General features: G+C 38.6%; 25 protein-coding genes and 1 tRNA gene. 14 read left to right on the plus strand and 12 right to left on the minus strand.

Annotation, left to right across the window (positions count from 1 at the left end):
* The 7 genes from gap to VMW81_10415 form a co-directional block, all read left to right on the plus strand.
* The coding region (gap, locus tag VMW81_10385; GenBank protein ID HUU51347.1) for a type I glyceraldehyde-3-phosphate dehydrogenase at nt 1–836 on the plus strand (836 nt) is incomplete at its 5' end.
* Between the two features lie 36 nt (nt 837–872).
* Nucleotides 873–2,066, plus strand: coding sequence for a phosphoglycerate kinase (locus VMW81_10390; GenBank protein ID HUU51348.1), 1,194 nt, complete (start codon nt 873–875; stop codon nt 2,064–2,066).
* A 37-nt stretch (nt 2,067–2,103) separates the two neighbouring features.
* Nucleotides 2,104–2,856: a triose-phosphate isomerase gene (gene tpiA, locus VMW81_10395; GenBank protein ID HUU51349.1), complete on the plus strand. Its 753-nt coding sequence runs from the start codon at nt 2,104–2,106 to the stop codon at nt 2,854–2,856.
* Nucleotides 2,857–2,881: 25 nt separating this feature from the next.
* On the plus strand, nt 2,882–3,238 hold the full coding sequence (gene secG, locus VMW81_10400) for a preprotein translocase subunit SecG (protein HUU51350.1): 357 nt from the start codon (nt 2,882–2,884) through the stop codon (nt 3,236–3,238).
* Between the two features lie 116 nt (nt 3,239–3,354).
* Nucleotides 3,355–5,472, plus strand: coding sequence for a peptide-binding protein (locus VMW81_10405; GenBank protein ID HUU51351.1), 2,118 nt, complete (start codon nt 3,355–3,357; stop codon nt 5,470–5,472).
* A gap of 16 nt (nt 5,473–5,488) precedes the next feature.
* On the plus strand, nt 5,489–6,445 hold the full coding sequence (locus tag VMW81_10410) for an ABC transporter permease (GenBank protein ID HUU51352.1): 957 nt from the start codon (nt 5,489–5,491) through the stop codon (nt 6,443–6,445).
* Nucleotides 6,442–7,323 carry an ABC transporter permease gene (locus VMW81_10415; protein ID HUU51353.1) on the plus strand — a complete coding sequence of 294 codons (882 nt, stop codon included), beginning with the start codon at nt 6,442–6,444 and terminating at the stop codon, nt 7,321–7,323. The genes VMW81_10410 and VMW81_10415 overlap by 4 nt, the downstream gene beginning before the upstream one ends.
* Before the next feature lie 52 nt (nt 7,324–7,375).
* Here VMW81_10415 and VMW81_10420 read toward each other — a convergent pair whose 3' ends face one another.
* Nucleotides 7,376–7,840 (minus strand): hypothetical protein, encoded by a 465-nt coding sequence (locus tag VMW81_10420; protein HUU51354.1) that lies wholly within the window; start codon nt 7,838–7,840, stop codon nt 7,376–7,378.
* A 254-nt stretch (nt 7,841–8,094) separates the two neighbouring features.
* On the opposite strand from VMW81_10420, the gene VMW81_10425 reads away from it, so the two are divergent.
* On the plus strand, nt 8,095–8,364 hold the full coding sequence (locus tag VMW81_10425) for a hypothetical protein (protein HUU51355.1): 270 nt from the start codon (nt 8,095–8,097) through the stop codon (nt 8,362–8,364).
* A 119-nt stretch (nt 8,365–8,483) separates the two neighbouring features.
* Here VMW81_10425 and VMW81_10430 read toward each other — a convergent pair whose 3' ends face one another.
* Nucleotides 8,484–9,974, minus strand: a complete 1,491-nt coding sequence (locus tag VMW81_10430) for a hypothetical protein (GenBank protein ID HUU51356.1) — start codon at nt 9,972–9,974, stop codon at nt 8,484–8,486.
* Between the two features lie 275 nt (nt 9,975–10,249).
* Between VMW81_10430 and VMW81_10435 the strand changes: the two genes are divergently transcribed.
* The 5 genes from VMW81_10435 (at nt 10,250) to VMW81_10455 (ending at nt 13,678) form a co-directional block, all read left to right on the plus strand.
* A tRNA-Leu gene (locus VMW81_10435) sits at nt 10,250–10,334 on the plus strand.
* A gap of 30 nt (nt 10,335–10,364) precedes the next feature.
* Nucleotides 10,365–11,960 (plus strand): gamma-glutamyltransferase, encoded by a 1,596-nt coding sequence (gene ggt / locus VMW81_10440; GenBank protein HUU51357.1) that lies wholly within the window; start codon nt 10,365–10,367, stop codon nt 11,958–11,960.
* Nucleotides 11,961–11,976: 16 nt separating this feature from the next.
* Nucleotides 11,977–12,399 carry a hypothetical protein gene (locus VMW81_10445; protein HUU51358.1) on the plus strand — a complete coding sequence of 141 codons (423 nt, stop codon included), beginning with the start codon at nt 11,977–11,979 and terminating at the stop codon, nt 12,397–12,399.
* Between the two features lie 143 nt (nt 12,400–12,542).
* The gene (purE, locus tag VMW81_10450; protein HUU51359.1) at nt 12,543–13,037 is read left to right on the plus strand and encodes a 5-(carboxyamino)imidazole ribonucleotide mutase; all 495 of its coding nucleotides are present in this window, start codon (nt 12,543–12,545) and stop codon (nt 13,035–13,037) included.
* 5 nt (nt 13,038–13,042) lie between these two features.
* A complete protein-coding gene (locus VMW81_10455) occupies nt 13,043–13,678 on the plus strand; it encodes an L-threonylcarbamoyladenylate synthase (protein HUU51360.1) in 636 nt (211 codons plus the stop codon).
* On the opposite strand, the gene ybgF is transcribed toward VMW81_10455, so the two are convergent.
* The 10 genes from ybgF to VMW81_10505 all read right to left on the minus strand — a co-directional run bounded on the left by ybgF (nt 13,675) and on the right by VMW81_10505 (nt 23,563).
* Nucleotides 13,675–14,613, minus strand: coding sequence for a tol-pal system protein YbgF (gene ybgF, locus VMW81_10460; GenBank protein ID HUU51361.1), 939 nt, complete (start codon nt 14,611–14,613; stop codon nt 13,675–13,677). The genes VMW81_10455 and ybgF overlap by 4 nt on opposite strands.
* Nucleotides 14,558–15,121 carry a peptidoglycan-associated lipoprotein Pal gene (pal, locus tag VMW81_10465; protein ID HUU51362.1) on the minus strand — a complete coding sequence of 188 codons (564 nt, stop codon included), beginning with the start codon at nt 15,119–15,121 and terminating at the stop codon, nt 14,558–14,560. The genes ybgF and pal overlap by 56 nt, the downstream gene beginning before the upstream one ends.
* Nucleotides 15,122–15,147: 26 nt before the next feature.
* Complete coding sequence (gene tolB, locus VMW81_10470; GenBank protein HUU51363.1) at nt 15,148–16,464, minus strand: Tol-Pal system beta propeller repeat protein TolB; 1,317 nt, start codon at nt 16,462–16,464, stop codon at nt 15,148–15,150.
* Nucleotides 16,465–16,470: 6 nt separating this feature from the next.
* A complete protein-coding gene (locus tag VMW81_10475) occupies nt 16,471–17,217 on the minus strand; it encodes a TonB family protein (GenBank protein ID HUU51364.1) in 747 nt (248 codons plus the stop codon).
* Between the two features lie 12 nt (nt 17,218–17,229).
* A complete protein-coding gene (locus tag VMW81_10480) occupies nt 17,230–17,634 on the minus strand; it encodes an ExbD/TolR family protein (protein ID HUU51365.1) in 405 nt (134 codons plus the stop codon).
* A gap of 5 nt (nt 17,635–17,639) precedes the next feature.
* Nucleotides 17,640–18,377, minus strand: coding sequence for a protein TolQ (tolQ, locus tag VMW81_10485; protein HUU51366.1), 738 nt, complete (start codon nt 18,375–18,377; stop codon nt 17,640–17,642).
* Between the two features lie 111 nt (nt 18,378–18,488).
* Complete coding sequence (locus VMW81_10490; protein ID HUU51367.1) at nt 18,489–19,307, minus strand: hypothetical protein; 819 nt, start codon at nt 19,305–19,307, stop codon at nt 18,489–18,491.
* A gap of 37 nt (nt 19,308–19,344) precedes the next feature.
* Complete coding sequence (alaS, locus tag VMW81_10495) at nt 19,345–22,002, minus strand: alanine--tRNA ligase (protein ID HUU51368.1); 2,658 nt, start codon at nt 22,000–22,002, stop codon at nt 19,345–19,347.
* 76 nt (nt 22,003–22,078) lie between these two features.
* Nucleotides 22,079–22,594, minus strand: coding sequence for an HAD-IIIA family hydrolase (locus VMW81_10500; protein ID HUU51369.1), 516 nt, complete (start codon nt 22,592–22,594; stop codon nt 22,079–22,081).
* A gap of 3 nt (nt 22,595–22,597) precedes the next feature.
* A complete protein-coding gene (locus VMW81_10505; protein ID HUU51370.1) occupies nt 22,598–23,563 on the minus strand; it encodes a KpsF/GutQ family sugar-phosphate isomerase in 966 nt (321 codons plus the stop codon).
* Nucleotides 23,564–23,704: 141 nt separating this feature from the next.
* Between VMW81_10505 and rsmA the strand changes: the two genes are divergently transcribed.
* On the plus strand, nt 23,705–24,493 hold a 789-nt coding region (rsmA, locus tag VMW81_10510), incomplete at its 3' end, for a 16S rRNA (adenine(1518)-N(6)/adenine(1519)-N(6))-dimethyltransferase RsmA (protein ID HUU51371.1).

Genomic DNA, 24,493 nt, shown 5'->3' on the forward strand with positions numbered 1-24,493 from the left:
GAGATATAGAGCCAAGGAAGGATAGCCTCATAGTAAATGGTAAAGAAGTGAAGGTGCTGGCCATTAAAGATCCTTCTGCCCTTCCCTGGAAAGATCTCGGTGTGCATGTAGTATTAGAATCTACGGGTCTCTTTACAGATAGAGAAAGTGCTTCAAAACACCTTGAAGCCGGGGCTAAAAAGGTGATTATCTCAGCCCCTGCCAGCAATCCAGATATAACCATCGTATTAGGAGTTAATGAAAAGGATTATGACCCTGATAAACATCATATCATATCCAATGCTTCATGTACGACCAATTGTTTGGCGCCTGTTGCTAAAGTCCTGTTAAGAAATTTTGGGATTGTAAAAGGACTTATGACCACGACCCATGCCTATACCAATGACCAGAGGACACTCGATTTACCTCACAAAGACCTGCGAAGAGCAAGGGCTGCTGCCGTCTCAATGATCCCTACAAGCACTGGTGCTGCTTCAGCAATAAATCTGGTTCTCCCTGAGTTAAAGGGTAAGTTGGATGGTATGGCTATTAGAGTGCCTATACCTAATGTCTCTGTTGTCGATCTCGTGGCAGAATTGGAAAAAGAAGTGGACGTTGAAAGGGTAAATGGTGCCATGAAGGATGCTGCAAAGGGTGAACTCAAAGGTATATTAGATTATTGTGATATTCCATTGGTATCTATCGATTTTAATGGCAATTCCCACTCAGCCATCGTGGATGGTCCCTCTACACGAGTTATAGGGGACAAGATGGTTAAGGTTCTTGCATGGTATGACAATGAATGGGGTTATTCCTGCAGAATTAGAGATTTGTTAGTGTATATCATGAAAAGATAGTGTCTCTAACCTCATACAAAACAGAAAAAATATTCTATGAAAAAACTTTCCATTGAAGACATAGATATAAAGGATAAAAGGGTATTTATCAGGGTTGATTTTAATGTTCCATTAGATGAATATGGTAATATTTCCGATGATAGACGATTAAGGGCAGTTATCCCAACAATAAATTATGCAATTGATAGGGGTGCTAAGGTTATTTTAGGGTCTCATTTAGGAAGGCCGAAAGGCAAAGTCGTGCCCAATCTCAGCCTGAACTTAGTTCTTGAAAGGCTAAGGAGACTTTTAAATAATAATGTAATGATGGCTGAGGACTGTATAGGTCCTGAGACGGAGAGACTTGTTGAAGGCTTGAAAAAGGGAGATGTTCTCTTATTAGAGAATCTAAGATTTCATAAGGGAGAAGAGGATAATGACCCGGAATTTGCAAAAGCCCTAGCAAAACTAGCAGATGTATATGTGAATGATGCCTTTGGAAACTCCCACAGGAATCATGCCTCAACGAATGGAATCACAAAACATCTTCCCTTTGCTGTTATGGGATTCTTGGTAAAAAAAGAAATAGGTTATTTCAATAAGTCCTTGTCAAATCCCATAAGGCCCTTTGTTGCTCTCTTAGGAGGGGCAAAGGTCTCAGGCAAGATTGGTGTCATATCGAACTTAGTGGAAAAGGTTGACAAAGTCCTCATAGGTGGCGGCATGGCCTTTACCTTCCTCAAGTCCATAGGTATTGAGGTAGGCAAGTCTTTGGTAGAAGATAAAATGTTAGATGAGGTAATCAACACAAGAAAAAAGGCCGAGGAAAAGAACGTTAAATTTTATTTGCCTATGGATTTTGTTGTAGCAGAAAGGTTTGATGCCAAAGCCGAGACAAAGGTTGTTCCTTACCAAGAGATACCCTCTGATTGGATTGCTTTGGATATTGGTCCGGCAACTACGACTTTATTCTCCGAGGCTTTACAGAATGCAAAGACGATAATATGGAACGGCCCAATGGGTGCTTTTGAGATGGATGCTTTTAGCAGGGGCACATATGCTATGGTTCATGCTATAGCTAATTCTTATGCCCTTACCATTGTTGGAGGGGGAGATACTGATGTGGCCATTGAAAGAGCAGGGGAATCTGATAAAATATCCTATATTTCTACTGGAGGAGGGGCCTTTTTACAATTATTAGAGGGTAAGGAACTCCCTGGTGTTTCTTCATTAAATGATAAAAAAGAATAAAAAAAATAATTTTTAATTTATTTCCCACTATAGGCTTATGAAAAAACCACTTATTGCTGGAAATTGGAAGATGAACAAAACATTAGAAGAGGCAGTTACATTTGTCTCAGAGCTAAGAAATAGGCTTAAGGATGTTACGGATAGGGACATACTCTTGGTTCCACCTTATATAGCTCTCCAATCCATTAGTGAAATAATCAAAGGAACAAATCTTCTTTTAGGGGCCCAGAATCTATTCTGGGAAAATGAGGGTGCCTATACAGGAGAGATTTCTCCTGGGATGATAAAGAGTGTGGGATGCAGTCATGTCATTATTGGTCATTCAGAGAGAAGGCAGTATTTTGGAGAGACCAATGATACAGTGAATTTGAAGGTTAAGGCCGCATTAAAGAATGGATTGTTGCCCCTGGTTTGTATCGGAGAATCTTTAGAAGAGAGAGAGGCAAATAAGACCTTTAATATCATTGACGTCCAGATCAGAGAAGGTTTAAAGGATTTCTCATCTGACGAGATACAAAAGATCATCATAGCTTATGAGCCCGTTTGGGCTATTGGAACTGGAAAGACAGCCACACCCGAACAGGCTAATGAAGTTCATTCTTTTATCAAGAAAACCTTGAAAAAGATTTATGGTAATGGTATTTTATCGACAATAAGAATTCTTTATGGTGGAAGTGTAAAACCTGATAACATCGATGAATTAATGGCAAAAGAAGATATAGATGGTGCTCTGGTTGGAGGAGCCAGTTTAAAGGTGGGTGATTTTGAACGAATTGTAAAATTTAAATGACTTATAGTGCTTTAGGAGTAAACTCATGTATCTCGCTTTGATAGTAATACATATAATCTTTGCAATTTTATTAATAGTGGTTGTCTTGTTACAGTCAGGGGGAAAGGGTGCTTCTATGGGAGCTATCTTTGGAGGCGCAGGAAGCCAAACCCTTTTTGGAAGTTCAGGACCAGCAGGGTTTCTTTCTAAAGTTACTACAGTGGTTGCTATTACGTTCATGTTGACATCATTGTCTATAGCGATCATCTCTGCTAAAAAGAGCACTTCATCAATAGTAACAGGCAAGATTCCTCCCAATACAACACAACAGGCTCCATCAATCCCTGAACCGATTAATCCTTTACCGGAAACCCAAAAAGGTGCTCCTCCTCCAATTAAGTAGTTTTTAACCTTGTATTAACAAAACCAAATTTTTAAATTAAGATAAGAACTTCCCCGAACCTTTCCTTTGATATTTTTAAAGAAACAATTTTTGTTAGAGGAATTTTTTAGAGATATATGTTTATAAAAAGGATTCTTTTCACCCTGCCTTTTGGAATCTTAATATTTTTTCTCCTCTCCTTTTCCATTGCCCACCAGAATTTTGATAAAAAGGTGAATCAGCTGATATTGAGTTCTATTGGGGATGCTGAAAAACTCAATCCGATTCTTTCCCTTGACTCTGCTTCAAGCGATATTAATGGTTTTGTTTTCAATGGATTGTTGAAATACAATGAAAACCAGGTTCTGATTGGAGACCTCGCTACTCATTGGGAGACGGAGCAGGTATCTACTTTTTACTTGAAGAAAAAGTCAGGTATCACCTCAAAAGAGGCGGTTAATCTTTTGAATCGAAAGATAGGTAGTGAAAAAAAGGGGAGCCTAAAAATAGCTGGTTTTAAAACCAGAGATAGATATTCAGTAGAAATAAGGCTTAAAACTGCAGGAAGACTATATGAGAAAGAAATATATAAGATAATATCTAAAGAGAGGATAGAACCCGTTAGGTTTCTTTATCTCGGCCTTGATACAAAAAAGAAGGATTATAATGCGCGGAAGTTTCTCGAGAGCTTGAAATCAGATCTAAAAACGAACCCCCCTAAAAAAGAAGATATCCTTGAATATTCTGTTGAGAATTCCGATCTTTTGGTCATTAAATTTTTAGGAAATGGAGATGCATTAAAGAAAAGAATAGATAGTTTATTGTCAAGGAAAAGAAAGAAAGATAAAGGCCTATTAGGAAGAGTGATGAAAACAGAAGAGGTCTATATTGAAAACTATCCTATTATCACCTTTTATCTAAGAAAAGGGGTTAAATGGCATGATGGACAAGAATTTAGCGCAGAGGATGTCAAGTTTACCTATGATAAGATAATGGATGAGAGAACTAATACAGTCAGGAGGCCACAATTTGAACTGGTTAAGAAACTGAAGATAATCAATCCTTATGAAATCAAGGTAATTTACAAAAGACCCTTTTCTCCAAGCCTTGAAAGCTGGACAATGGGAATGATACCAAAACACCTTTTAGAAAAAGAGGATATCAACACCTCATCCTTTAATAGAAACCCGATAGGAACAGGGCCCTTTAAATTTAAAGAGTGGATTTCTGATGAAAAGATAACATTAGTCGCTAATAAAGACTATTTTGAAGGGAGGCCAAAACTGGATCAGATATCTTACAGGATTATTCCTGAACCACCCTTATTGGAACTGGAGTTTCAGACAGAAGGGATAGATCTCTATGGACCTCAGCCCCATCAGTATAGGAGGATTTCAGAAAATAAGAAGTTCGATACCTATAAAAGGCTGGGTAATGGGTATAGCTATATAGGATGGAACAACCGCTTAGAACTCTTTAAGAATGTAAAGGTAAGAAGGGCCCTCACCCACGCCATTAACAGAGAGGAGATTGTCAAGTATCTCCTCTATGGTCTTGGGGTTATATCAACAGGACCCTTTCCTCCCCAGATGTGGTACGCCAATACAAAAATAGAACCCCTAAAATACGATCCAGAAAAGGCAAAAAAACTCCTTAAAGAGGCAGGATGGATTGACAGAGATGAAGACGGGATTTTAGATAAGAATGGAAAGCCTTTTCGGTTTACCCTCATAACCAACAATGGGAATGAACTCAGGAAAAATGTTGCTGTCCTTGTTCAAAGGCAGTTAAAAAAGATCGGCATCGATGTTGAGATATCCCTTTTTGAGTGGGCGGTCTTTATTAGAGACAAGATTAATGCCAGAGATTTTGATGCCTGTGTTCTGGGATGGGGTTTGAGCCTTGACCCAGATATATATGAGCTTTGGCATTCAAGCCAGACAGATAAAGGATTTAATTTTATAGGATACAAAAATCCTCTTGTAGACAGGCTCATAGAAGAAGGAAGAACAGAATATGACAGGGAAAAGAGGAAAGAGATATATTTTAAGATCCATGAACTGATTAACCGTGACCAGCCCTATATATTTTTATATGTCGGAGAAGGCTCTTCTACCCTTCACCATGGAGCTTTCAAGATAAAAAGGATAGACCCTTCAGGGAGAGAGATGATTGAAGATATCAAGATGACCAAAAATGGTCTCCTCTATTTTTTAAACTATTGGTTCAGGACAGGTCCTATGATTACTTCATGAGTAAGAGGCTTTATTTATGCTGATTTATACAATAAGAAGAATTATCCAATCAATACCTGTTATTTTTGGGATAACCGTTATCACCTTTCTTATGGTGCATATAGCTCCGGGGTCTCCCATAGGCCAAGCCCTGGACCCAAAGGTTCCTCAAAAGGTTGTTGAACAGTGGGAAAAGAACTTCCATCTTGATAAACCCTATCATGTTCAGTATGGAATGTGGCTAAAAGACCTCTTCTCTGGAGAGTTGAAGTCTTTTAAGGATGGCAGACCCGTATTGAAAAAGATATTTGAGAGACTCCCAGCCACTATTCTCCTAAATATCGTTTCTACCATAATCATATTTTCGATTGCCATCCCTTTAGGGATATTCTCTGCTACGAAACAGTACTCCCTTGCAGACCATACAGCTACTTTTTTTGCCTTTGTGGGGATTTCAATGCCCAGCTTCTGGTTGGCCTACATGTTAATTCTCCTCGTTGTTCAGGTATTTGGATGGCCTGTGCTTGGCGCGAGAACCTTCGGGTTAGTCGAGTTGAGTATGACAGCTAATTTATTTGATAGGGCATGGCATCTCTTTTTCCCCTCTTTAATTCTGGCAGTTGGAGGAATTGCCTCTCTTTCCAGATACATGAGGGGAAGCATGCTGGAGGTCTCAAGGCAAGATTATATTACAACGGCAAGGGCAAAGGGTCTGAGTGAAGAGGATGTAAAATATCGCCATGCCTTGCGAAATGCCCTTCTTCCTATCATTACCATATTTGGCCTCTTAATCCCAAGCCTTATTGGAGGTTCTGTAATTATTGAATCCATCTTTGCCTGGCCAGGAATAGGACAGCTCAGCTATCAATCGGTATTATCTAGAGATTATCCAACAATAATGACATTAAATTCTATTGCAGCGGTCTTGGTATTGTTAGGCAATCTCATTGCAGACCTTCTTTATGCATGGGTCGACCCAAGGATACAACTATGAATAATAAAGACGAAAAAAAATACAGCCCTTTGAATGAATTCAAAAAACAGTTTGTAAGAAACAGAATGGCTATATGGGGGATGTATTTTATCATCTTTTTATTTATTGTAGCCTTTTTATTTTGGGCGCTTTCCACAAAAGGATTTTATTTTCCTTATGATCCAAATGCTACGAATCTCTCGGCAAAATTACAGGGTCCTTCATGGGAATACCCCTTTGGCACAGATCAGCTAGGTCGCGATGTTCTTTCAAGAATGCTTCATGGGGCGAGGATATCATTGCTAGTTGGATTCGTGGCTGTAGGAATATCCATTACCATAGGTATACTTGTAGGAAGCCTTGCTGGTTTTTTTGGTGGCTGGGTAGACAGCCTTTTAATGAGGTTTGTTGATGTCGTTATCTCCTTCCCAAGCTTTTTCTTGATCTTAACTGTTGTTGCGCTCTTAAAACCGAGTTTCTGGAATGTGATGATCGTTATCGGTCTTACAGGATGGACAGGGACAGCAAGGTTTGTCAGGGCAGAATTTTTATCCCTCAAAGAGAGGGATTTTATACAGGCAACAAAAGCCTTAGGAGCAAAAAGTCCAAGAATAATATTTCTCCATATGCTTCCCAATGCCATGGCTCCTGTACTCGTATCTGCCACCCTAGGAATTGCTGGGGCCATATTAACAGAAGCAGGTCTTAGTTTTTTAGGATTTGGTGTGCAGCCTCCCCAGCCAACATGGGGAAATATATTATCTGAAGGAAGGCTTTACATATTTGACGCCTGGTGGCTGACCGTATTTCCAGGTTTTGCTATCCTCATAACCGTCCTTGCCTTTAACCTCTTTGGAGAGGGGCTTCGGGATGCCCTTGATCCAAGGCTAAAGATATAATGAAGAGATTTGTTATTTATCAAATCAATCAGGATTTACTACATCTAAAATCTTATAACCTATGAGGAACAACCTTAATACTAAACTTCTTAGATAAGGCCTCCCTCACACGTTTATATTCTGCCTTTGAATCATTAACTTCGTCTTCCATGTTAGGGGGTATGGGCTGATAATTTTTTTCGCTCGAAACAGTTCCGTATGTTGACTGTGCGGAGAAACTCAGTTTTAAAGAACCATCATCCCTAGGGTTAATAACTACCTGCGTGCGCATATTCAAAGGGATACTGAGGGCTCCCTTATCGATGACAAACTTATGCCAGTCTGTCTTAAGTTCACCCATTTCGTAGTTAACAGATTTTATAGGATATCCGAGCTCAGACAGGATTTCTCCGGCCTCTTTTAGAGGTTTTTTCGCAGAAACCGGATAGAGTGCGAAATTATCAAATTGGTATGGTGGATTGGATAAACATGAGATAAATAGTAGCGCACAGAAAATACAAAGACTCAGCTGCTTCATTTTAAACTCCTCTTATAAAAGTTTTTATTGATGTCAAAGCGGTTGCCCAAGCGAAACAAAGATTAACAGATACCAAGTTTCTGATTAGTTGTCAATGTTTTATAGCCAAAATCGCTAAAAAAATTTTTGATTTTGAGAATTTCATTCCTTCCTTTTCGGTGCCGCTACTCGAGATGACTACTGCGGAGTTTATGACTTCCTTCAGTTTTGCGAGAGATGCCGCGCACGAGCCCTCGCTTACACCAAAGATCTGATTGCCGGCGATCCGGGCTGTATCTACAACCTCCACGAATGGGAAGAGATATCAGAACAGGCTTTTCGGGTTGATGAATCCGAAGCAGAGAGGAAACGCCGGTGCAAAAAGAAAGAGTCGCATTTGGCAAGGGCTTCGGGATACCCTCTACGCGGGATTACAGACCCGTTCATTTTTTGCTTACCCAAAAAAGGACGCCCCTCTGATTTTCTTAACGGTATATAACAGCGTCGGTTCGTCCTTTTCTTGTTCGTCCAAGAAAAAGACGTAAAAAAGAAGGACGCCCCCAGTTGCTTTTTTTATGGTTTTCTCGCTTGGTTGGTGAATGGCTGAAAGGGGGAGAGGGATTATGTCCTGCAAAGAAAGTTCTGATAAATAATTTTTAACAGACTAAAAGAGACGAAGATGAAACCAGTTGAATTCGCTTTTAAATACCGGCAGTGTCAGGGATATCTCGGACAAGGATATGAGAATCACAATAAGAAGAACGACAAAAAGAGGGTGACAGTACCTGTTTATTTTCAAGAACAGCGTTCTTATCCCGTAGATATAAAGAATGAGAAAAGGTATGATAACTCCTGATATCAGGCGGCCCGATAAAAAATAGGGTAATTCCCTTGTGGGATAGAAGCTTTTGCCGAAATCGAAACGAATCGAGAGAAAGGCGAGAAAAAGAACAGAGACCAGTAAGGCAAAAAAGCTCATAAAGAGAACAAAGCGTTTTTCATATTGCTCTTCTCTTTTCTTTGAGAAAAGCGAATAGAGAGATACAGAGAGAAAAAGGAATGTAGTGAACACATAGAGAATATCTGACCAGCGATATGCCAGTGCCTCTCCGTGCCAGTCAAACTCCCCCCGCCAGAAGCTCTTTGTCAGCTCGGCAAGGAAAAAAGACAGTCCCTTCAGGGTGAAAATCGGATGATTCCACATCTCACCAAAAGGCTTTGGAGTCCAGCCCAAATATTTTATGAACTCGTTATTTTGCATGAGACCGCCAAAAACAAGATAGTTTCTTAGAAACAAAATCCCGACCGGTATACCGATACATAAAAGAAGAATAATGAACCGGGAAAGGTATTCTCTGAATCTTTTCGCAACGAGCAGTCTTTTTCCTTTAAGAAATATGATAACGAAAAAAAGAACAGGCAAAGCAATATTGGAAATCTTGGACATAAATGCCGCGGCAACAGACAAGCCGGCAATGGCATGATAAAGAGACGACCTCTCTTTAAAATAGATCTGGATAAGAAGGAAAAAAGCGAGTCCGCAAAAGAGAGCGGAAAAGGTATCGTTCGTAACGGCATAGAAAAGATCCTGCGGGAAAAAGGCTAGGATAAGGGGGACTCCCATCCACATCAAAGGCTCGTCAGGGAAGAACTCTTTAGCCGTGATCCAGGAAAGCCAGATGAGAAGAGCAAAGACAGGGATATTCAGAAAACGCAGCCAGTAGAGAAGGTATCCCCCTTCCATGCCGACAGCTTTTCCTATTTTGAACCACTGTGCCTCAAGAAAATACGGAAGCGGGAAAGCCGAGGCCTCGTGGTTTTGTTGCCTCTCCCAATATTTAGCCCGGGACGAGAAATAACGCGATTCTGTTACAAAAGGATAGTTCCAGATAGGAGGAGGAAACTGTCCCCCGCGAAACTTTTCAGGCTTGTGTAGATATTCCCTTGTTTCATACAAAATGATAAGTTTTATACTGCCTGGACTGTAGTCTACCTCCTCTTTTTTAGGAATTTCTCCTATGGAATATTTATAAACCATATCGAAATGAAGCTGTTCGTCTACGTTGTTGAAGAAAGGAAACGCTGCGTTGAAAAGAAAAATCCGAACTGCAGCAAGAATAACAAGTAAAATAATAATATGTTTCTCATGATTCATTATGAATGTTTCTGCTGAGTTTTTAGCTGAATGAAGAGCATTCATTGTTGATCACTCGCCGCTTTCTAGAGTATTTTCTTTTAATATAACACAGAAGGCTTTTATGAAAAGCAAAAAGTGAAATAGCAAAAAAGCTCATGATAGAATCCTATTCTATTTTTGCCAACTTATTTGATAAACTACGACCTCCACTTATTGACAAATCCTTACATAATTTTTCATATTGACATAAAAAGACTAATCCATTATAAATAAATCAATTTCAAACCTTAAATGCCGAAGTGGTGGAACTGGTAGACACGCCATCTTGAGGGGGTGGTGGGGAGACCCGTGGGGGTTCGAGTCCCCCCTTCGGCACCAATAATTAAGACAATCTAAGGAACCTTTCAAATGCTTTCTTCCACAGGCCGCTCTGTTGTCATGGCGAAAAAGGGGATGGCGGCAACAAGCCAGCCCCTTGCAGTCCAGGCAGGGATTCAGATTCTCCAGCAAGGAGGAAATGCCATTGATGCTTCGATTTGTAGCGCTGCGGCAATGAATGTTGTTGAGCCTATGGCAACAGGAATCGGCGGAGACCTTTATATGCTGATCTACCTCTCAAGGACAAAGGAGCTCAAGGGACTTAATGGAACGGGCCGTGCTCCCTATGAAGCTACGAGGGACTATTTTATTAAAAAAGGGCTTGATAAGGTTCCCAATCACGGCATGCTGGCTATTTCTGTTCCGGGTACTGTAGATGCCTGGGCGTTGGCGTTAGAAAAATATGGAACCATGAGCCTTGCTAAGGTTTTTGAGCCTGCCATCCATTATGCTGAAGAAGGGTTTCCAGTAACCGAGATTATTGCACAGGAATGGAAGGAAAACGAAGAGCTCCTCTTAAAGCATCCTGATTCCAAGAAGACCTATCTTAAGGATGGCAAGGCGCCTTCTGCTGGAGAGATCTTTGTTCAAAAAGACCTTGCCCATACCTTAAAGAAGATTGCCAAGCACGGACCTGAAATCTTTTATAAGGGTGAGATAGCCGAGGCGATCGTTAAATTCTCCGAGAAGAATGGAGGACTTCTTTCCCTAAAGGATTTTCAGGATCACACCTCAACATGGGTTGAGCCGGTAAAGACAAATTACAGGGGATTCGATATCTATGAGATCTCTGCCAATACTCAGGGATTAACCCCTCTTATGATGCTCAATATCATCGAAGGATTTGATCTGAAATCACTTGGTCACAACTCTGCTGAATTCCTCCATATCCTCATAGAGGCCAAGAAGCTTGCCTTTGCAGACAGGAATAAATATATTGCAGACCCTGAATTTGCCGATATACCTGAGAAGTGGCTCTTATCAAAGGAATATGCTGAGGAGAGAAGAAGGTTGATAGATACAAAAAGGGGTTCAGAAGGATTTGAACCAGGCATTCCCCCATCCAAAGATACGATTTATCTTACAGTTGTGGATAGGGAAGGTAACGTCGTATCCTATATAAACAGTCTCTTTCAAAAATTTGGCTCTGGTGTAACTGTAGGCGGGACAGGCATATGCCTTCAGGCAAGGGCATCTGGATTCACTTTAGAAGAGGGCCATTTTAACTGCATTGAGCCGCATAAGAGACCCTTTCACACCAATATACCGGCCATGATGTTTAAAGATGGCAAGCCCTATATGTCCTTTGGTGTGATGGGTGCAGATATGCAGCCTCAAGGTCATGTTCAGGTCGTCATAAATAATGTCGATTTCAATATGAATGCACAGGAGGCGGTTGATGCAGCACGATTTCGTCATATAAAAGGGAAAAAGGTATGCCTTGAGGATGCTATTCTTGAAGAGACAAGGAAAGAATTAATCAAAATGGGGCATGAGATTATTCCTGCTGAACAAACAGGTCTTGGCGGATTTGGTGGGGCCCAAGCCATTATCATTGATCCGAAAAGTAATGTTCTTCTTGGAGGCTCGGACTACAGAAAAGACGGCTGTGCAATTGGATACTAAGAAGAGGTTATTTATAATGATGTTTAAAATTCTTACTTGTTTTATTATTTTGTCTTTTTTATCCCCATTATCTTTTGCAACAGATGAGAAGGACTGGGAGAATCTCTGTCCTAACCCTGACATTTTTTACTGTAAAAACGTAGAGAAAACAGCATATCATGGTTCAGACAGTCCGCCTCATCTTAGAGGAAGACAACTTGGTAAAATTATTGGAGTAGCATGGATACCAAAGGGAACCATCATTGGTTATGAAAAGCCAATCACAGAAGCTGGGATACCGAGGAAAGCCCTTCTATCACCAAGGAGTGCTTTTTACTATATTATTGTTGATGATGTCTGGAAGAAAGAATTTCTTCGTCCCTGTTTGGAAATTGAGGTTGAGAAAGTTAAGACCGGCAATGAACTAGAAATTTTATTTCAGAATAAATCATCAGAATAGCTGGTGAATGTTATTGCAGAACTGCAAAAAATTCAAAGCATTTTGGCTAACGATATCGATAACGTCTTGACAAACTGATAAGTCAGTGATATTTAATCATATTCTTAAAAGTGTGTTCTTAAAAACATTGAGGAGAGATAAATATGAATAAACCAGTAGGAATAGTTATTGGAAGCGAATCTGATCTCCCTGTAATAAAGGAAACCACAAAGATATTAGATTTTTTTAAAATAGGATATGACTTGACAATCTCTTCTGCTCATAGGTCTCCTAAGAGAACTATTGACTATGCACGAAATGCTAAAAAGAGAGGGTTCAAAATACTTATTATAGGTGCTGGAGCAGCAGCCCATCTCGCAGGTTTTATTGCAGCGGAGACAACCCTTCCTGTAATCGGCATACCGATTGATTCCTCACCGCTTCAGGGCTTTGATTCTTTGCTATCCACGGTTCAGATGCCTGGTGGTGTCCCTGTTGCTTCTATGTCTGTAGGAAAGGCGGGTGCAAAAAACGCAGGTATATTTGCTGCACAGATACTTTCTCTTAGGGATCCCAAAATAGCGGAAAGGCTTAAGAAGTATAAAAAGAAATTGGCTAAAGAAGTAGAGTTGAAAGCAAATAGCCTAAAACCCAAGTAAAAAGCATGAGCCGAATATTAAAAGTTGAATCAGATCTAAATAAAGATCTTGATGCAATTGAGCAAGGCGTAGAAGTGATTGTGAAAGGAGGAATTGTAGCCTATCCTACTGAGACTTACTATGGACTCGGAGCAAATGCCTATGATGAAAAAGCTGTAAAGAAGATATTTGAAATCAAAGGGAGATCATTAAAAAAACCAATTTTGGTAATCATTGGAGATAGAGATCAGCTTTTCGAACTGATAGAAAGACCCCCTTTACATTTAGAAAAATTGATTGATAGATTTTGGCCTGGTCCCTTGACGATTGTATTGAGAGCATCCCCTAAATTGCCAGATATCTTATTGGGTGACACGGGAAAGATTGGTATCCGAATTTCTAGCCATATTGTAGCAAGAAATCTATCGCTGAGAGCCAATTTTCCTATAACATCAACCAGTGCAAATATATCAGGAAAACAAATTCTTACTAATGCCTTAGATATAATGAGGGAATGGGGAAACCGAATAGACCTCATTTTAGATGGGGGGACGTTAAAGAATAGCCGGGGATCAACTATTATTGATATAAGCGAGAATCATTTGTTATTAATCAGAGAAGGCGACATCTCTTTTAAGGATATAGAAGATGTCCTCCATTAGTCTTTTTCTAAGAACTTTAATTTCCCCTCGGCAAGTTTTGCTTCTGCAGTAAGAGGAAAACTTTTTATTAAATCTTTCAATTGCTCCTTAGCATCGTTTGTTCTCTTTAGTTCAATATAGCTATAAGCTTTTTTTAAGAGAGCACTGGGGACTTTATTACTTTTTGGATAATTGTTAATTAATTTATCAAATTCCTCTAAAGCCTTTCCAAAATCTTTTAGACTATAATAAGATTCTCCAATCCAATATTGAGCATTTCCTGCCATTTCAGAACCGGAAAACTTTTTTAAATATTCCTGGAAACCAGATATGGCAAGGTCATAATTACCCTTCAGATAATCATTATAAGAGGTTCGATATATGTCAGCAGGGTCTAAAATAGCAATAACGTCCTTGCCTGCCTTATCTTCTGGTATTTGAGATCTTGAATCTTTGATTTGATGGGATAGTCTCACCTGTATCAGATCAATCTCTTGTGAAAGCTGTGTTATTCTAAAATTAAATTCGTCCAATTTAGAATTAAAGACCTGATTATTTTCTGTGAGTTCTCCGATATCAGCCTTTATGTCTGCTTGGTTCTTCTTTATGGCTTCTAGATCCCGCCTTATTTTCGTAATCTCACTCTTGGACTCTGAAGTTTTCGTCATATCAACGCTGGTCTGTAGAGACTTTAACTGATGTTTAATCGTTAAGAGATCATTTTGTATACTCACAGAGTCTTCTGTTGGAACACATCCTACTAAAAATAAGGTTAGAATAATAATGCATGAAATTTTATAAATTTCAAATTTTCTTTTTATCAGGATCTTTTCCTTTTCTTGATTAGAGCGGAAGAGGACCTTAACAAAGGTTAAGGTCCTCAACAGATAATAATCCTTTTCACTTTTGTATTGTAAAATGAGCTCTTCTATTTTTAGCCCATGCGTCTTCATCATGACCTAATTCAAAGGGCCTTTCTTCGCCATAGCTTATTGTAAAGATGCGAGAAGGGTCTATTCCAAGAGCTGCGAGATAATTTCGAGTGCTTAACGCCCTTCTTTCTCCAAGGGCTAGATTATATTCAATTGTTCCCCTTTCGTCACAATGGCCTTCGATCATCACCTTCACATTTGGATTCTCTTTGAGCCACTCAGCATTCCTTTCCAGCATCTCTTTTGACTCATCAGTTATACGAGATTTATCAAAATCAAAGAAAATATCGTTGATATTTGCACTAAATTCAAACTCTAGACCTCTGGCAGTGGCCTCTACAGGAAGTTCTTTCACTTCTACTACCTTTATCTCTGGCTTTTCTTCTGGGACAGGTGGAGGAGGTGGTGTGGGTTTTACTTCAGGTGCAGGAGCTGGTGGAGGAGCAATAGGGGCTTTTTTAGCACATCCAGTAAAGACCCCCAGTAATATGATAATTCCAAAAATAATCGAATAACGTGTAAAAGTCCTCATCAAAGATATCACCTCCTTTCTTATGTTTAATCAGTTCTGGGTCCCCAAGCAGGATTATATCCCCCTCCTTTGAGGGATGTCAATGCCTTTTGATTGGTACCATTCGCATTCATAAAAAATATTTGAACTTTACCTTTTCTGGTTGAGCTAAATGCTATTAATCTGCCATCTGGTGACCATACTGGACTTTCATTACTTCTTGAATGAGATGTTAACTGACGTATACTTCTTCCATCAACACTCATAACATATATATTAAATAAACCCTCTCTTTTGGAGACAAATGCAATTTTATCTCCTTTAGGAGACCACGCAGGTTGGTCATTAAAACTTCCCTCATAAGTCAGTCGTCTTAAATTGGTCCCTTCAGAATCCATAACGTATATTTGTGGACTCCCACTTCTATCAGAGGTAAAGGCAATCTGTCTTCCATTAGGTGACCAGCAGGGAGAAGAATCGATGGCTCTGTTATTGGTCAGTCTTTGTAAGTTACTCCCATCACTATTCATTGTATAAATTTCAGGATTCCCATCTTTACTAAGAACAAGAGACAACTTTTTACCATCAGGTGACCACGCAGGAGATATATTGAGACCAGGATAAAGAGAAAAAGGCTTTTCATCTCCTTTTGTGAGATCTTTAATATAAAGATCCGGATTGTTGTCTCTGTAAAAGGTAAAAAGAATTTTTTTCCCATCAGGTGACCATTCTGGAGATAATAATAGAGAACGACCTCCTGTTATACGCTGGATATTATATCCGTCATAATCCATAATATATATTTCTTTATGACCTTCGTATTTTGATTCAAGGGCAATCTTCGTTTGAGCTATTCCTTTTTCTCCTGTGAACCGATAAACAATTTCATCAGAAAATCTATGAATCATTTTTCTCAAGGTCTCCTTTGACCCAGAATATTTTTTCCCCGTTATCTGTTTTCCTCTGATAACATCAAATAATCGAGATTCAATTGTCAGGCTATTGTCCTGGATAGAATAGCTTCCTTTTACCAACGCATCAGCTCCCAATAGAGACCACTCCTTAAAAACAATCCTTCCTTCTTTATTGTCGATATCACTAATCTCTTTGAGGAATTGGGGATTTTCAATAAGATTAAAAAATCCATATACTTTCAGGTCATCTTTAAGTATATCTGCCATTGTTTTTGATAGGTGTTTTGCTTTATCAGACACATTTTCTGGAGAGAAGTCTGGAACGGCAATCTCTATCTTTTTTCCACCTCTTCGGTAAATATCCAAATATACTTCTGTTTGAGCATAGGTTGAGGTAAGAGAGCCTAAACAGAAAAAAGTCAAAAAAAAGAACAAAAAACCTTTTTTCATCGATAACTATCCTTTATTGGTTTGTTTAAAACCCATATGGACTCCTAAAAATTCCTCTTCGAATTCCAAAGGTAGCGGAGGAAGTGGATTTGCCAAGATGACTGCTCTGAGGGCAGATTGATCATAGAATGATACACCCGAGCTTTTTTCAACATGAGGGCTAACGATCTCCCCATTTTTTAAGATCTTAAAAAATATGACAACACTATTCAGTTTTCCAGATACTGAATCTTCTTCAAGAGGCGGATTCCAATTCTCATAAATTTTATTTTCTAATATTTTTAAATAATAGAGATAAGGGAAAACGGGTGAATCTAATGAGACGGCTCCTTGACCGGCAGTTACACTCACGGGTGTTTCTTTTGCAGTGGTTATTGGAGTCTTCGAATCCGCTGCTTCTTTTGGTTTGGCAATCGTCTCTTTTTCTGATACAACTTTCTCTTTAGCAAGGACCTTTTTTTTTGATGGCAAGGTCATTAATGGCTTTTTCTGGATTATTTTGGCCTTTTTTGTTGTGATCTCTTTCTTTTTTAAGGGGGGAACGGCCTCCTCTGGACCGGTTTTTATTTTTCCCACCCTATCTCCTGGAAGCTCTACTAAATTAACTATGTATGCTTTTTGTCTTAAAACATTGCCATTGATGAAGTAGGGGGAGAGGAAAAAAATGAAAAGAATAACAATATGGAATAGAGTCGAAATGAGAATGGCTTTCTTGGTATAGACAGGATATGACGGATACTCTTCGTTCTGCAAAAAAATCCTCCTTTACCCTTCTGCTGGTTCAGTAACCATCCCCAGCTTTTCAATCCCAGCCCTTTTTATGTTCGCCATCACCTTTACAACAAAACCATAAGGAACATTCTTATCAGCCCTTAAAAATACCTCCTTTCCTTTATCTAAAACCGCTTTTTGTTTTAGCTTTTCTGATAAATCAGAGAGGGTAATTCTTCTATTATTGAGGTAGATCCTCTTATCTTTTGTAATGGTGACGATATCTCTCTCTTGCGCCTCAATATTAATCGCGCTTTCTCTCGGCAATTGCACATCAACTCCCTGCTGGAGCATAGGTGCTGTAACCATAAAGATAATCATTAACACCAAAAATACATCAACTAAGGGCGTTACATTAATTTCTGAAAGGGTTGTTGTATCTTTTTTATCAGATGGCATTATTTTTATGTTTTAATTAAATTCTTTTCCATTAGGTCAATCAATTCTGATGAGAAATTATTCATCTCCGTTGCTAACACTCTTACCCTATTTACAAAATAGTTATAACCAATCACTGCAGGGATAGCTACAGCAAGCCCTGCCGCAGTAGCAATAAGTGCCTCTGCAATACCAGGAGCTACAACCCCAATACTTGTAGAGCCTCTCATTCCTATACCTCTAAAAGCATTCATAACACCCCAAACGGTTCCAAAAAGACCAATGAACGGTGTCGTACTCCCTGTTGTAGCAAGGAAAATTAAGGTCCTTTCTAAATTTGCCGTTTCTTCAGCAATTGTTTTTGATAGGGTTCTGGTTAATCCACTAATCCTTTCTGACAGATAATTTAATCTTTTAGATTGGTCCTGAGAAGAGTCAAGGGATTTTAAGATTTTTTGTTGTGCCCTTATTTCTTTATATCCTGCAATAAAAACCTTTGCAACAGGACTGTATCTTAAGTTTTTACTTTCAATAAATGCTGTGGTGAGGTTTAAGTTTTCTGTAAATATATTGAAGAATTTCTTGGATTCTTTTTTTGCTTTTCTTAAGATTCGATATTTTTGGGCTATAATAGTCCACGAAACAATAGAAAATATAAGAAGGACTAAAAGGACAAACTTGGCTACTGGTCCAGATTGCATAACCATATCAGCGACATTTCCCTGAAAGTTACCACCTATATTGACAAGACTAAATTGAGGCATAATTTTTTATCTCAGTTTTAATTTAATTATTTAAAAAAATTATAATATCAAGGTTATAAGAAATGTCAATGTTAATTTAAGTCCTCAAGGCCTTCTCATCTTTTGTTTTATCTAGGTTTTAATCGGCTTTAATCCCTTAATAAAATAATACATTACATAGTATTCAAGACAAAAAGGACCAAAGCCGAGAAATCCTAAAAGGGGCATTTCAAATATCTTGATGTTTTCAGTAATGGGAACAGTATATATCCATTTGGTATATGCCCAGTAATTCCAGAACTCCCAGAGAAAACCACATAGATAACCTCCGATAAGAAGGGATAAAATGATTTCTATATTTCCATCCTCAATGTCTCTAAAAAGGGAAGGGTTTCCTCTCAGGTAATTTATCGGCTCTAAAAGAAATACAAAACCACACCAGACAAATGCCCAGAGATAGGGAGAGGGGTATATGATTGGAAAGGCTAAAAAGAGTGTGCCTAAAACCATAGATATATAAAGAAGGTTTTTTGTAATCTTTATTTTTTTAAATTGAAGATTTTTGAACTTGAGAAAGCACTGCAAAAGCTCAGCTGTTTCAAAAAGTCCCGGCATTATGGTTGAAAAGGCGACGGCATAACCTATATATCTTAACCATAAAGGATGGGGTAAATTTATATAATACCACCCCTTTAACAGCAGGTTATAGTATTCAAAGATAAGCCAAAATACCACAGACAATGGAAGCATGAATAGAAATTCTTTCCTTCTAGAGGATATAAGAGAACTTCCTTTTAACCTGAAGATAATCCCATCAATAAAAAATATATACCCATACCATGCCAGAGGAGTAAACCATGTGGCTATAGGCTGAATTTCCATAAACATGAGGATTTCTGAGACAATAAGGATAAAAAGACCTATGTAGCTATATGTTTTTAATCTCATCATGTTGAATTAAGATCTTGATTTTTAGATAGGTTGAAGGTTAGTTATTTTTGTTAAGACTGAGATGTTTCTTAACGATTTTATGGACACTGTTTAACGCATCTTTTAATTTACTAGGGTCTTTACCACCAGCTTGGGCCATATCAGGTCTTCCTCCACCCTTTCCACCGACAATAGCAGCTACATCATTGATAATACGCCCGGCATTCAAGCGAGATATCAGGTCTTTTGTAACTCCTGTAAGGATAACAACCTTATTATCCGTTATCGTTGCGATCACAACAACTCCTGATCTTATTCTCTCTTTACAGTTATCAAGGAAATTTCTTAAGGCTGGTATATCTAATGGTTCTACTTTAGTTGCCAATACCTTTATACCATCAACGAGCTTGATCTTAGATTCAAGGTCAAAAGCCTCACCTTTGGTTAATCTCTCTTTTAAGGTTCTCACCTCTTTTTCAAGCTCTTTTGAATACTCAGCCAGCCTTTTGACCTTTTGTGATTCCTCAAAAGGTTTTGCCTTCAGAATCTCTTCAATCTCATGGAGGACTTCTTCTTCTCTTTTGATATATTCATAGGCTCCCAGGCCTGTTACGGCTTCTATTCTTCGCACACCAGAAGCAATACCACCCTCACTGATGATCTTAAATAGTCCGATCTCTCCGGTGGCATTAATATGAGTTCCTCCACATAATTCAGTGCTCAAGTCGCCGGTTTTTACTACCCTTACTTCTTCTCCATATTTTTCTCCAAATAATGCAATGGCTCCCTCATTTAAGGCCTCGTTCAGTGGCAAAATTTTCTTTTCAACTTTTGAATTGCTTATAATCTTTTCATTGACAAGCTTTTCAATCCTGTCAATCTCTTTTTTGGTTAACTTTGAGAAATGGGTATAGTCAAATCTCAAACGATCAGGAGCGACAAGGGAGCCGGATTGTTTTACATGCTCTCCGAGGACTTCCCGAAGGACAGCCTGTAATATATGGGTTGCGGAATGATTGAGAGCAGTGGCCTGACGCCTTTCTTTATCAATTTTGGCTGTAACAATATCCGCTTTTTTTAAGCTTCCTTTTTTAACACGGCCTCTATGAATAGAGAGTCCGGGTACGGGAATTTTTGTATCCGTTATTTCAACATTGACTTCTTCATTGTATAATTTCCCTGTATCACCTACCTGCCCTCCTGCCTCTCCATAAAAGGGGGTCTTATTGAGAACGATTTCAACATTGTCTCCCTCTTTAGCAGTTTCAACAGTTTTTTCTCCTTTTATAATTGCCAGTATCTTTGAATCTGTCTCCAAAACGTCATATCCGACAAATTCCGTATTTTTTAAATTATTGCTTAGCTGGTTATACAAAGGGCTGATCTCTTTTTCTCCCGAGCCCTTCCAGAAATCCCTGGCCCGCTTACGCTGCTTTTCCATTTCTTTTTTAAAACCATCTTCATCAAGAGAAAGGCCGTTTTCTTCGGCAATGTCTTTTGTTAAATCCACAGGAAAACCATAGGTATCATAAAGCTTAAATATATCAGCTCCAGATATCACTGATCTTTTCTTGGACTTCGCATCATCAATAATCTTTTCCAGCATATTGGTACCGTATTCAAGGGTGGTTGCAAATGTCTCTTCTTCATTTAGGGTTACACGAATCACATAGTCTTTTGCATCCAAAAGTTCTGGATATGGTTTTTTCATAATATCCAAGACCTTCTTTTCTAGGTCATTCAAAAAAGGTTTATCTATTCCCAGAAGTTTTCCATGGCGAACAGCCCTTCTTATAATCCTTCTTAGGACATAACCTCTTCCCTCATTAGAAGGGAGTACACCGTCACAAAGAAGAAAAACGATTGCTCGTATGTGGTCAGAAATAACTCTGAAAGAGATATCGAGTTCTTTTTTTATCCCATATTCTTTTTTTGACAATGATTCTATGGATTGAATAATGGGTCGGAGTAAATCAGTATCAAAATTGCTCTTTACACCTTGAACGACAGCAGCAAGTCTCTCCAGACCCATGCCTGTATCTATATTGGGTTTAGGAAGGGGAGTGAGTTTACCATCACTATTTTTATTATACTGTGTAAAGACAAGGTTCCACAATTCAACATATCGATCGCATTCACATTCAACGTTACATTGAGGCCTTTTACACCCAACCTCCTCTCCCTGATCAATAATGATCTCTGAGCATGGCCCACATGGACCGATTTCACCCATAGCCCAAAAATTGTCCTTTTCTCCAAGTCTTACAATGCGCTTTTTTTCAACCCCCATCTCTTTATTCCAGATATTGAAGGCCTCATCATCATTTTTATATATCGTAACCCAGAGTTTTTCTTTTGGGAGGGCTAAGATATCGGTTAAGAACTCCCATGCGAATTTAATGGCTTCCTTTTTGAAATAATCCCCAAAGGAAAAGTTCCCTAACATTTCAAAGAAGGTATGATGACGGGCAGTCTTACCAACCGTCTCAAGATCGTTATGCTTTCCACCGGCTCTTACACACTTTTGAGAAGAAGCAGCTCTTTTATAATCCCTTTTTTCTACACCAATAAAGACATTCTTGAATTGGACCATGCCAGCATTCGTAAAAAGGAGTGTAGGATCATCCTTAGGGACTAACGAAGAGCTGGGGACAATTTTGTGACCATTGGATTCAAAAAATTCTAAAAATTTCTGTCTTATCTCGTGAGATTTCATTTTGTTCTTTCAATTTCTCTTTTTAATTTTCAAAGGTTTCTCTATTGATGAATCAGAACAATTAACTTTAAATGTTTTAATAATATTTTTTTATAACATCTTCCCAAAGCCCTTTTGAAATAAGGATAAATTCTATCGCTTCTCTAACCGCTCCGCGTCCTCCAGGGCTTTTTGTTATCAGTGAAACCTCCTCCTTAACTTGAGGAATCGCATCTTCTACAGCAATAGATAAACCCACCCTTCTTAAGACAGGCAAATCAACAAGGTCATCTCCTATATACGCAACCTCCTCATCTTTTAGATTGTTCTCTTTTAAGATTTTTTCATAAACCTCAATTTTATCGTGGACATCTTGATAGAGAAGGTCAATCCCTAGTTCTTTTACCCTCCTTAAAATGATGTCAGAACTCCTTCCTGAAATGATTGCTATCTTAAGTCCAGCCCTCTTCGCTAATTTTATTGCATGGCCATCTCTCACATCAAAGGATTTATACTCTGTCCCATCATCACCATAGATAATTCTCCCATCCGTTAGTACACCATCAACATCCATGATAAAAAGCTTTATCTTTTTTGCCCTTTCTTCATTCATAAATTAAACGATCCCTAACTTTAAGACATCGTGGATATGGACTATTCCCTCTGGTTTCTTTTTATCATTAACAATTAATATAGAAGTGATTGAATATTTCTCCATAATCTGCAGCGCCTTGCTCGCCAGTGCATCCTTCTCTACTGTCTTGGGATTAACAGACATAAAATCAGAAGCCTTAATATCGAAGATATGATTATCTATCTTTTTTTCCATTAATCTTCTTAAGTCTCCATCTGTTATAATTCCCAAGAGTTCGTTTGAATGATTGACCACACTGGTTACCCCTAATCTCTTAGATGAGATTTCAAAAATAATATCCTTCAATAATGTACTTTCCTTCACGATGGGAATTGCATTACCGGTGTGCATCAAATCTCCTACTGTGGTAAGAAGCTTCTTCCCCAGGCTTCCTCCGGGATGAAAAATGGCGAAGTCTTCCTTTTTAAATCCCTTCTTTTGGATAATGGCCACAGCCAATGCATCTCCCATAGCCAGGGTGGCGGTTGTGCTTGCTGTCGGAACAAGACCGAGAGGACACGCCTCTTCTTTCACGGAAACATCTAAGATGATGTCACTTCGTTTAGCCAATGTAGAATTAATATTTCCAGTAATTCCGATTAACTTAATGTCGAATCTCTTGAGATTAGGAATAAGCTGGATGATTTCTTCTGTTTCACCACTATTTGATATAGCGATCACTAAATCTCCCTTTACAATCATACCGAGATCACCATGGATTCCCTCTGCTGCATGCAAAAAGAGAGCAGGGGTTCCTACGCTTGCGAAGGTTGAGGCTATCTTTTTACCTATCAATCCAGATTTTCCCATGCCTGCAACGACAACTCTTCCCTGACAATCACAGATCAGATCTACTGCTTTAGAAAAGTTTTCATCTATTCTCTTAATCAGAGCTTTAATAGCATTGCTTTCAATCTCTAAGACCTTTTTCCCTAGTTCTATACTCATGGCTTAACACTTCCTATAAAATAATTGGATTTTTAATTTATAATTCATATATAATATATTTATAATATATTTGAGTTTTTTTCAATACCATACTTACATCTATTTGTCTATCTAAATTATTTTTCAAGAGATGGGATGCTGGTGACAAACTACAAAAAATCATCAGACCTTTTGAGCATGACGAAAACCCTTATAAAGAAATACAGATTAAGGTGCAAAAAGAGCTACGGGCAAAATTTTCTAGTCGATGATTTCATTCAACAGAAGATCATCGATTGTGCCTCTCTTAATAAAGATGATATTGTATTAGAGATAGGTGCTGGCTTGGGTGCCTTGACGCTTCCATTGGCTAAAAGGGTTAAAGAGGTTATCGCCATTGAATCGGATAAAAGATTGTTTGATGTTCTAAGCGTGATATTAAAGGGTAATAAAAATGTTGAGCTAATCTGTCAAGATGCCCTAAATTTTGATTATACTTCCCTAAAAAAACCCTATAAAGTGGTTTCAAATCTTCCCTACTCCATCTCAACACAAATCATGATAAAGTTGTTAGGATACAATGGAAAAATAACCGAGATGATATTGATGTTTCAAAAGGAGATTGCAGAGAGGATAAACGCCTCGCATGGAACCAGGAATTACGGCTTTCTCTCGATTATCGCTCAGTATCATACTGATATCGATATATGTTTTTCCGTTAAAAAAGACTCCTTTTTTCCTATGCCAAAGGTAGATTCTTCTGTTATCAAATTGAGTTTTCTCAAAAGACCGAAGGTATTGGTTAGGGATGAAAAGCTCTTTTTCAATCTGGTTAAGGCCTCGCTATCTTATAAGAGAAAGACCCTGAGGAACAATCTGAAAAGGGCAAGGCACATTCTTGATACGAACCAGTTGGACATGATTCTTAAAAGAGCAGGTATCGATCCCAAT

Source organism: Nitrospinota bacterium (assembly GCA_035528715.1).
Classification (GTDB): Bacteria; JADFOP01; JADFOP01; order DATKYB01; family DATKYB01; genus DATKYB01.